The sequence below is a fragment of the Pantoea phytostimulans genome (assembly GCF_046118715.1).
Taxonomy (GTDB): domain Bacteria; phylum Pseudomonadota; class Gammaproteobacteria; order Enterobacterales; family Enterobacteriaceae; genus Pantoea; species Pantoea phytostimulans.
Genome location: NZ_CP173698.1, coordinates 1,493,151 through 1,502,970, shown reverse-complemented (window position 1 = coordinate 1,502,970; position 9,820 = coordinate 1,493,151). Strand labels below are relative to the sequence as shown.

At 50.5% G+C, this 9,820-nt stretch carries 13 protein-coding genes; 2 read left to right on the top strand and 11 right to left on the bottom strand.

All coding sequences use genetic code 11. The features are described from left to right. Nucleotides 1-259: 259 nt before the first annotated feature. On the top strand, nt 260-418 hold the full coding sequence (locus tag ACF2G4_RS07115) for a YqaE/Pmp3 family membrane protein (RefSeq protein WP_215846529.1): 159 nt from the start codon (nt 260-262) through the stop codon (nt 416-418). A gap of 63 nt (nt 419-481) precedes the next feature. Continuing rightward, nucleotides 482-676: a protein DsrB gene (dsrB, locus tag ACF2G4_RS07110; RefSeq protein WP_215846530.1), complete on the top strand. Its 195-nt coding sequence runs from the start codon at nt 482-484 to the stop codon at nt 674-676. Nucleotides 677-753: 77 nt separating this feature from the next. Here dsrB and ACF2G4_RS07105 read toward each other — a convergent pair whose 3' ends face one another. The 11 genes from ACF2G4_RS07105 to fliJ form a co-directional block, all read right to left on the bottom strand. After that, the gene (locus ACF2G4_RS07105) at nt 754-2,460 is read right to left on the bottom strand and encodes a methyl-accepting chemotaxis protein (RefSeq protein ID WP_409075754.1); all 1,707 of its coding nucleotides are present in this window, start codon (nt 2,458-2,460) and stop codon (nt 754-756) included. A 152-nt stretch (nt 2,461-2,612) separates the two neighbouring features. Then, nucleotides 2,613-3,248 carry a transcriptional regulator RcsA gene (rcsA, locus tag ACF2G4_RS07100; RefSeq protein WP_215846532.1) on the bottom strand — a complete coding sequence of 212 codons (636 nt, stop codon included), beginning with the start codon at nt 3,246-3,248 and terminating at the stop codon, nt 2,613-2,615. A 632-nt stretch (nt 3,249-3,880) separates the two neighbouring features. Further along, a complete protein-coding gene (fliR, locus tag ACF2G4_RS07095) occupies nt 3,881-4,666 on the bottom strand; it encodes a flagellar biosynthetic protein FliR (RefSeq protein ID WP_243077679.1) in 786 nt (261 codons plus the stop codon). After that, nucleotides 4,666-4,935, bottom strand: coding sequence for a flagellar biosynthesis protein FliQ (gene fliQ / locus ACF2G4_RS07090; protein ID WP_215846533.1), 270 nt, complete (start codon nt 4,933-4,935; stop codon nt 4,666-4,668). The genes fliR and fliQ overlap by 1 nt, the downstream gene beginning before the upstream one ends. Nucleotides 4,936-4,961: 26 nt before the next feature. After that, nucleotides 4,962-5,693, bottom strand: coding sequence for a flagellar type III secretion system pore protein FliP (fliP, locus tag ACF2G4_RS07085; protein ID WP_243078486.1), 732 nt, complete (start codon nt 5,691-5,693; stop codon nt 4,962-4,964). Then, nucleotides 5,693-6,091 (bottom strand): flagellar biosynthetic protein FliO, encoded by a 399-nt coding sequence (gene fliO, locus ACF2G4_RS07080; protein ID WP_215846534.1) that lies wholly within the window; start codon nt 6,089-6,091, stop codon nt 5,693-5,695. The genes fliP and fliO overlap by 1 nt, the downstream gene beginning before the upstream one ends. Nucleotides 6,092-6,093: 2 nt before the next feature. Continuing rightward, nucleotides 6,094-6,501 carry a flagellar motor switch protein FliN gene (gene fliN, locus ACF2G4_RS07075; protein ID WP_215846535.1) on the bottom strand — a complete coding sequence of 136 codons (408 nt, stop codon included), beginning with the start codon at nt 6,499-6,501 and terminating at the stop codon, nt 6,094-6,096. Continuing rightward, nucleotides 6,494-7,501, bottom strand: coding sequence for a flagellar motor switch protein FliM (fliM, locus tag ACF2G4_RS07070; RefSeq protein WP_215846536.1), 1,008 nt, complete (start codon nt 7,499-7,501; stop codon nt 6,494-6,496). The genes fliN and fliM overlap by 8 nt, the downstream gene beginning before the upstream one ends. 4 nt (nt 7,502-7,505) lie before the next feature. Then, on the bottom strand, nt 7,506-7,991 hold the full coding sequence (gene fliL / locus ACF2G4_RS07065) for a flagellar basal body-associated protein FliL (RefSeq protein WP_215846537.1): 486 nt from the start codon (nt 7,989-7,991) through the stop codon (nt 7,506-7,508). Between the two features lie 129 nt (nt 7,992-8,120). After that, nucleotides 8,121-9,380: a flagellar hook-length control protein FliK gene (locus tag ACF2G4_RS07060; RefSeq protein WP_409075753.1), complete on the bottom strand. Its 1,260-nt coding sequence runs from the start codon at nt 9,378-9,380 to the stop codon at nt 8,121-8,123. Further along, complete coding sequence (gene fliJ / locus ACF2G4_RS07055) at nt 9,377-9,820, bottom strand: flagellar export protein FliJ (RefSeq protein WP_215846539.1); 444 nt, start codon at nt 9,818-9,820, stop codon at nt 9,377-9,379. Before fliJ ends, ACF2G4_RS07060 begins: the two co-directional genes overlap by 4 nt.

Here is a 9,820-nt window from a genome sequence, read left to right as displayed (position 1 = left end):
AATGTGGAATGACAGGCAAAAAAAAGCCCGCGCTGCGCGGGCAAAAATCCTTGTTACTTTTAGGTTGACTGCGCCTATAGGGGTTGGTGCAGTGCTAAGAAGTGTAAAAGGTTTTCGCGTTAGAAATCTTGTCGTGAAACGTTAAGGAAGTGAAATTTCCTAATCTTACTCATCTTTACCTGCTTTTTTGCTTAAAAGCAGGAGAAACGGCTATATTTAACGACAAAGCTGTTTTTAATCAACACCTCAAGGAGCGACCATGGATATTATCCGCATCATTATTGCTATTTTGTTACCCCCGCTGGGCGTCTTTATGCAGGTCGGTTTTGGCGGAGCATTTTGGCTAAACATCCTGTTAACGCTGTGTGGCTACATACCCGGTATCATTCACGCCGTCTGGGTGATTGCTCGCCGCTAAACGCTACATGGAAGCCATTGTTCGTTTAAACTGTGACTCAGGAAATAATCAGGAGAAATGAGAATGAAGGTGAATGACCGTGTCACGGTAAAAACGGATGGCGGCCCGCGCAGGGTTGGAACCATTTTGGCCGTGGAGCCGTTTAACGAAGGCACCATGTTCCTGGTGGCATTAGAAGATTATCCGCTGGGGATATGGTTTTTTAATGAAACTGAACAGGCTGACGGAATCTTCGTTGAACCTTATGAATCGGCCTGATAACCGCGTTTGCAAAGAGAAAAGGTGCGCCATGACGCACCTTTTTTATGGCTTCAACCTGCTAACGACAACAGTAATCAGAAGGTTTCCCAGTTGTCATTTCCCGAGGCTAATGCCGGGCGGGATGCGAGCACAGGTGATTTTTGTGCGGGTGAGGGCGCGCGCGTTGCGAGCGCCTGCGCTGGCGAGTCATGCAAACGGAAAGCGGAAACCGCCTGCGTCAATTTACCTGCCTGATCCTCCAGCGAGGAGGCGGCGGCAGAAGCCTCTTCCACCAGTGAAGCATTTTGCTGCGTCACATTATCCATTTCAGTTACAGCAAGACTCACCTGCTGAATACCTCGGCTCTGTTCATCCGATGCCGCAGCGATCTCCGCCATAATGTCTGTCACGCGGCGCACCGCTTCGACAATTTCACTCATCGTGGAACCGGCTTCACCGACCTGATGAGAGCCGTCATTAATCAATGTCACTGATTCGGCAATCAGGGTTTCAATCTCTTTCGCTGCTTGTGCACTGCGCTGAGCCAGATTACGTACTTCGCTGGCAACCACGGCAAAACCACGGCCTTGCTCACCGGCGCGTGCCGCTTCTACCGCAGCATTTAGCGCCAGGATATTGGTCTGGAACGCAATGCTGTTAATGACATTGGTAATCTCAGCAATCTTCTTCGAGCTGCCTGAAATGTTAGTCATGGTCTTCACGACGCCACTGACCAAATTACCGCCGCTGCGTGCTTTACCGGACGCATCCGCGGCCAACTGGCTGGCGTGATGCGCGTTCTCGGCATTCTGTTTCACCGTGGCGGTCAACTGCTCCATGCTGGCAGCGGTTTGTTCCAGTGCTGCAGCCTGCTGCTCGGTACGAGAAGAGAGATCGGTGTTACCGGCTGAAATTTCGCTGGAGCCTTGGTAAATGGCTACTGCGCCTTCACGAACAGTGCCAACGGTCTTCACCAGGGATTGCTGCATAAGCTGCAAATTATGGATCAGCGATCCAATCTCACTGCGGCCATGCGGCAGGGAAGGGGCGGTTAAATCACCTTGGGCGATGCGTTCAATGCGTGAAACTGACTGGCGCAGTGGATTAATGATCACACGACGCAAAAATACAAAGGTCAGCAGCACTAATATCAGCGCGGCAGCAAACGCAACGGCCATGGCAATAAAGCCAATACGCGATTGGTGCTCCGCTTCCACGTTAATCGACTGCGCGCGGTCGGTACGAATTTTGATCGCCTTCAACAGGACGTCGTTATAGGCGGCATCCAGCTTTTGTGTAACGTCAGTTTCCTGCGCGATAATGCCTTCAAAGCTGCCTTGCTTACCGGCATTGATCATCGGCACCAGGCCTTTATCAACGTACTCATTGAAGCGCGTGGTTAACGCGACATCCAGGTCCATATCGGCTGCCGATTTTACTTTGCGGTTTATGTAAACTTTGAAGCCATCTTTCGCCTGCTGGATGCGTTTCTCAGTAGCGGCAACGTTAGCGCGAAACACATCCATTTCACCGATACGTGCGGCAGCACCAGCCTGGATAATGGTTAAACGAGCGGTACGCAGATGGTTTGAACTATTAGAAATACCCATGCGCACCTGGATTTCTTCAGTGGCATTTTGAAGTGACTGATTGCTTTGAATAAGAAAGTAGCTGGCGAGTCCAATACAGAGTGCGAACAGCAGCAGAATGCCGCCGAAAATCATACTAAACAGGGGAACGAGTCGAAGATTTTGCCAGATGCTCGGCTTGTATTGCCCATCAATAACCTGTGCTGTGTTCATATCCTTGCTCTCTTGAGATTGTTGTTATGAAGCTAACATCGGCAATTCAGAGAAAAGGATTAGGAGATTAAGTGAGATCTGGCTCCCACTTTAAAGCAAAGAAGGGGCAAAAAAAAACCGACCTTAAAAGGTCGGTTCTTTCAGTAGGGTTATTATCTCACATTGACATAAATACCCGAGGTGACATTATCGGTCAATCGCACCACATGATAAATTACTTGTTTGTTGTGGGTTTTGATCTTGCGCTTAATATTACCTTTGTGTGATGAAACTGTTTTAGCTTTAATTTGCATCTTGTCGGAAATTTGAATGGTGTCATGGCCTGACATCCACATTTTCAACATATTCGACTCAGTCTGGCTCAGCGTTAATGGATGAATGTCCAACCCAGAGGAAATACGCGGAGATTGATTGAGTTTCTTCTGCAAATAAGTACTCAGTAAGGAATCCAGTGTGGATGTCTTTATCGATTTTGACGTAATAATCAGGTTCTTACGAACGTAGAGGTATTCCTCAAAATGGATATTACTGATGGCCATAAATATAAAAAACAGTGTTTCAGGGTGCTGCATAATAATACTGCGAATGCGTTCGCTGGAATCAGGTTCATGAATGAAGCAATCTTCATTAATAAAAACGACACCAGGTTGTAATTGTTCACAACGTTGCTGTAATTGTTCAATGTCAGAGGCTGAAGTAATATTTTTCCTCTTAACACCTTTAGAGGACATATAATCTGATAATCCCAGGCGTGTGTAGTTGCAGGAATCCATAATAATCGTTGGCATGTTAGCGACCCTCACCAATTTGTTATCCGTTTAAATCAACGATGAATTACGCGTTGCGGTACGAGAGAGATTTCTAAGACACTTTTTTATTCTGCTCATGCAGTGTGGCAACAGGCAAACGCCTGTAAAAGTCTTCTTCCCTGACCCGTTCTGCAAAATATTTTTTTACGTGCTGCTGTGACGTCACCCATCTCTCCAGCAATAGTGGGAATTGCTGGGGAGTACCGAAGTACGGGTAAATCCTGTTTTGGGAGCGTTGTCACTATCGCCGAAAATCCGGAGTTATCTGATAGGACAAATCTTAAAAACATTTACTTCACGAAAGTGTGACGTATCAGCGCGTGTTGACAATGCCGGAAAAAACATTTCCTGACAAGAAAAATTATCGAAAGATTTTTTTTGTGCAATTTCAACGTATTGCCGGATTTATCAACAATTCCACAGAGTTATGCTTTCTGTGAACCGCCTAACTAAAATACGCGAAGCAGGGTTTAATAAGAATTATTTTCAGACTGACGGCACATTTATCAGAATTTCCTTAGTTGATTTCTGAGAAAATTGGTTCAGAAAATGCACTGATGGTATCAAATTACTTAAGTATCGCAGAGGGGCAGTAGTTAGATACTTAATGTTTAGGGACGGGATAGTTCGGTGAGAAACAGTGCGAGTAAATCAAATACTTCACTGAATAAATGCTCGCAGAACGGGGCAAGTAGTGGCATTAACAGGCTAATAGTGAGAATACCCACTGTTAAGGTAATCGGGAAGCCAATTGCGAAGATTGATAACTGTGGTGAAACGCGGTTTAACAAACCTAGTACCAAGTTTAGCATGAGGAGCAAAACGATTAAGGGTAACGCTAACATCATGCCATTAAGGAAAATTAAGCCCGCCGATTTTACCAATGCCATAAAGGCGTTGGCATTTATCGTGGTTCCGCTGATGGGCAGTGTATGAAAACTGTCCGCCAATAACGAGATTAGCCACAGGTGACCATTGAAGGTCAGGAACAATAACATCGCCAGCATGTCGAGAAAACGCGCAAGCACCGGCATGTTCAGGCGACTGCCCGGATCAAAAAAGGTCGCGAACGACAATCCCATCTGCAAACCAATCACTTCACCCGCTGTTCGTACTGCTGCAAAAGCAAACTGCATGGTGAAACCCAGCGCGGCACCAATCAGAATTTGTTGGATCAGAATCCAGAAACCTGCGGGAGAAAACAGCGTGACCTCAACAGGCGGCAGCATGGGCATCAATAACCAGGTGATCATCACGGCCAGACCAATTTTGACCCGATTACTAATGGAACGTTCACTGAGAAGGGGGGCGGTTGCAAACAGCGCCAGCAAACGCACCAGCGGCCAGTAAAACTGACTCACCCAGTGAACAAGTTGGCTACTGTCGAGAGTAATCATCAGCCGATGATGTAAGGCAGATTGGTAAAGACGGTGCGAATGTAATCCAGCACCAGGTTCAGCATCCACGGGCCCGCAATAATGCCAGTAGCAGCGACCGCAAGAATTTTTGGAATAAACGACAGTGTCTGTTCGTTAATCTGGGTTGCGGCTTGCAGCAGGCTGATAAATAAACCGCTGACCAGCGCAGCCAGCAGCAGCGGTGCAGCCAGCATCAGCGCAACGCGCATCGCTTCTTGCCCCATCACCATTACCGATTCGGGTGTCATGTCATGCTCCAGTCAGAAAAGGGGAATCAGGAATAGAAGCTTTGCGCCAGCGAACCGACCAGCAATTGCCAGCCATCCACTAATACAAACAGCATCAACTTAAACGGCAGTGAAATGGTGGCAGGCGGAACCATCATCATCCCCAGCGCCATTAACACGCTGGCGACCACCAAATCGATAATCAGGAAGGGAATGAAGACGGTAAAGCCAATCTGGAACGCCGTTTTCAGTTCGCTGGTCACGTAAGCAGGCAGCAGGATACGCATCGGTACGGCTTCAGGGCCAGCAATAGGTGGTGTATTAGCCAGGCGGGCAAACAGCGCTAAATCTGCTTCTCGCGTCTGGCGCAGCATAAAGTCGCGCAGCGGTTGCGCCCCTTTTTCAATCGCCACGTCCATGGTGATCTTGTCCTGGCTGAAGGGCAGGTAAGCATCCTGATAAATCTTGTCGAAGGTCGGCGCCATAATAAAGAAGGTCAGAAACAGCGACAGGCCCAGCAAAACCTGATTAGGCGGTGCAGAAGGCGTGCCCAGGGCGTTACGCAGCAGGCCAAAAACGATAATGATGCGGGTAAAGCTGGTCATCATCAGCAATACCGCGGGGATAAACGTCAGCGCGGTGATAAACACCAGCGTCTGCACCGGCAGTGACCAGCTTTGACCGCCATTGGCTAACGGATGACTCACCAAACCCGGCAGTTGGGCATGGGCAACCGGTGCCAGCAACAGCAGCGGCAGAAGAGAAAGCAGTCGACGCATCATGGGTGTTTTCCGGGACGTTTAACCAGATTCTGTAGCAGTTGGCGAAAATCTTGTGGCGCAGCGCCTGATGGCGCATTTTCTTCCGGCGCAGCAGGCGGCAACGTGTGCAAATGGGTGATGTGCTGAGCGGTGACGCCAAGGACCAGGCGCGCATCGGCAGTATCAACAATCACAACGCGTTCACGCTGACCGACCTGAACACTGGCGGTCATTTTGAGTTCCTGGCTGCTGACCTTCTTCGGTGCGAAACCGAGGCGGCGCGCCAGCCAGGCAAAAGCCAGTATCAACAATACAATCCCGGCTAACACGCTGCTGACTTGCGTCACTACAGAACCGGTAGAAATCGCCTGCGTTTGCGGCGCGGCGGGATGCAGTGTTTGAGACTGGTTATTCATTATTAACGACTCAGGCGACGCATACGTTCAGAAGGGGTGATGATATCGGTGATGCGCACGCCATATTTGTCGTTCACCACCACAACTTCACCTTGAGCAATCAGGTAACCGTTGATCAGGATATCTAAAGGTTCACCCGCCAGACCATCCAGTGACACCACTGAACCTTGCGTCAGGCGCAGCAGCTCTTTGATGGTCATTTTGGTACGGCCCAGTTCCACGGTGAGTTTCACCGGGATATCCATAATCAGATCGATATCCTGCAGCGAGCCAGAGATATTGCTGCTCTCGAATGTTTTAAACACATCGTCGCTCTGTGGCGCGCTGGTGCCAGCTTGTTCGTTCATTGCCTCAGCCCACAGATCGTCCGCAGAGATGTTGTCATCGGACGGTTTCTTGCTGTCACTCATTGGGCTGTTCCTCGTTCAGCGAATTCAAAATCGGGTTAATCAGATGTTCGACACGCAGGGCATATTGGCCGTTGATCGTGCCATATTGGCTGGTTAATACCGGCACGCCATCCACATGGGCGATGATGCGCTCGGGCTTCTCAATCGGCAGTACATCGCCTGGCTTCAGCTGCAAAATGCGTGACAGACGCAGTGAAGTCTCAGCAAAGTGCGCAATCAGCTCCAGCTCAGAGTGCTGAACCTGCTTCACCAGGTTATCGCGCCAGTGATTATCTTCCTGACGGGAGTTTTCCAGCGGCGGGTTCACCAGCAGCTCGCGCAGCGGCTCTATCATCGAAAACGGAATACAGATATTAAATTCACCGACCAGGTTACCAATCTCCACCTGGAACGGCGTGTTAACCACGATGTCGTTCGGTGAAGTGGTGATGTTGGTGAATTTTACCTGCATCTCTGAACGTACATACTCTACGTCCAGCGGGTAAATGGCTTTCCATGCATCACTGTAACCATCCAGCGCCAGCTTCAGCATACGGCGGATAACGCGCTGCTCAGTGTGGGTAAACTCACGGCCTTCCACTTTAGTCGGGAAGCGACCATCACCACCAAACAGGTTATCAACCGCGATAAACACCAGGCTGGGTGAAAACACCACCAGCGCAGTGCCGCGTAGCGGCTTCAGGTGGATCAGGTTCAGGTTGGTTGGCACCGGCAGGTTGCGGGCAAACTCGTGATACGGCTGAATCTTGATCGCACCCACAGAAATATCAGGGCTACGGCGCAGCAGGTTAAACAGCGCCATACGGAACTGACGAGCAAAACGCTCATTAATAATTTCCAGCGCCTGCAGACGTTCGCGTACTACACGGCGCTGTGTATTCGGGTCGTAAGGACGAATGTCGCCTTCCGGCCCTTTCTGAATCTTTTCATCTTCCTTGCTGTCACTGTCGCCGTTGAGTAGCGCGTCAATTTCAGCTTGGGAGAGAATGCTATCGCCCATTGATTCACCTCAAAATGAAGGCAGTAAACAGCACGTCGTTCACGGCCTGCGGAGGTTGACCTTTTACCAGTGGTGGAGACAGTGCCTGTTTGATTTGCTCAACAAGCGCTTGCTTTCCTTGCTCTGACGCTAGCGCATTCGCGCTCTGACGTGAGAGCAGTAGCAGCAGACGGCTGCGTACCTCAGGCAGATAGTCATTCATCCGACGACGGGTGTCCTCATCCGGCAGACGCAGGGTAAAGCCTACGTACAGCACGCGGTCAGGATCGTTGTCGGGATTGACCAGGTTAACCGTAAATGTATCAAGTGCAAAAAATACCGGGGCGGCAGGTGGTTCGACTTTCGCGACTTCCGGCTTATCGCCCTCGTGTTTATTCATCATTCGCCAGACTGCATAGCCTGCCACGCTACAAGCGGCCAGCGTTACCACCAGTAACACCGGAATTAAGATTGAACGTTTGCGGCCTTTAGCTTTCGCGTTTTCAGACATTTTTGCAGTTACTTCCTGTGAATTATGGGCAAGCCTCTCGGCTCACCTGAACAGATTATCCCGCGTCTTAAGTCAAACAATGGGAAGAAAAGACGCGAGTTTTACGCTTACCTTCAGCGTTTGTCGCTGTCAGGCAAAGGTGTCGACGGCGCCGTTGCCTGCTACACGCGCCTGGAGGGCGGCGGGCACAGCAATCGGCGTGATGTCATTATCACTGTCCTGGGAGAGGGAGAAGCGGCCATGTTGTCCATCGCGGCGCGCCTCCTGCTGCTGCTGGAAGCTCTGGCCTTGCGCGGAACTGTCACTGCTTACCTGACTCTCACCCAGGTTAATGCCGCTCTCTGCCAGCGCATGACGCAGCTGCGGGAGGGCAGCTTCCAGCGCCGCCCTTACGTGGCTGTGGCTGGAAACCATATTTAACTGTGCCGTGTCGTTATCCAGTTTCAGGCTGATCTGGATGGCGCCAAGGTCTTCAGGATGCAAACGCAACTCTGCGTTCTGCTGACCGTTACGGCTGAACATCACAATTTGCTGGCTCAGCGCCTGCTGCCATTCGTTGCTGCCGAGCTGCGCATTCAGCATCGGGGTTGATGGCGTATTGGTCGTCGCTGAGGCATTCAGCGGTGCGGTCAGCGAACTGGCACTGGAGATCGGTGCGCTGGTCACCAGCAAATTATCGCTGGTGCTGTTTTTAGGCGCGGACTGATCATCCTGCTTGCTCAAGCTGCTCAACACCTGTTGAAAGCTGCTGTCGAGATTCAGCGCATTGCTGTTGTTATTACTGCTTACCGCCGCCGTGTTGCTGGCTGCCACAGGGGTTTTACCCATCAGCGCGCTGTTGTCACTGGCTTTGCTGCTTTTACCTTCAGGCGCCTCATCTTTGCTGGTCAGCGCGCTGTTCACGGCTTGCGACAGCGATGACAGCGTATTGCGGCGCACATCGCTTTGTGTCAACTCGCTGCTGGCAACGGCGGGCGTTGCATTGTTAGCGGCTGCTGCCGGTAACATGGCAAACAGTGCCTGCACGTTTTGCATCTCACTGGCGCTTAATGTACTGGCGTCTTGCTTATCTTTATCATCGGCTGATTTCGTGGCGGCTTTAATATTTTCCGGCTTCAGCAACGCATTCACTGCATCGGGATTTTCCAGCGCTGCCAGCAGCGCATTCAGCGCGCTGGTCGGCTTGGTATCCGCTTCGCTTTCTTCAAGTTGATCAGTTAATTGCGTGACTTTCCCAGGCTGTTTGGCCAGCGTTAATAATTGATTACCCAGCGCCGTCAGGAAGTCCTGCGGCATCGCATCGGCACCCGATAAAATGTCTGTGGACATTGAAGTATCAGCATCACCGGTAGCCACGGTCTGCGTGCTAAGTGTTGGCAGCGTAATCATTCGGCTCTCCTAAAGGCGGCCCGTTGGGCAAATTCATCCATCCGTTTCTGATCGAGACGGTTTTCTTGTTGTAAGGCGGTTTCAGCCGCGCGCGTGATCAACGTTTGATAGGCGTTAAGCCGCTGTTGTTTCTCACGCCAGTTCACCAGCGCCTGCTCAAGGCGCTGATTCCAGTGCTGTAATTGGTTGCGGTGCTGCTCAATGGCTTTTTCCAGCGTTTGGATAAACTGGTGATAGTTGGTCCAGCGGTTATTGGCGATACCGGTCGACATGTTGTCGTTGAGCTTATTGCGGTATTCATCCTGATAATCGAGCAGCATGGTGAGTTGCTGATCAGCGGCTTGCTGACCACGACGCATGTCGCCTAAAAAAATCACCGCTTTTTCCAGATCCTGCTCCGCAAGATCACGCAGTGTGTCGATGGCATTTGCAGTTTTCAT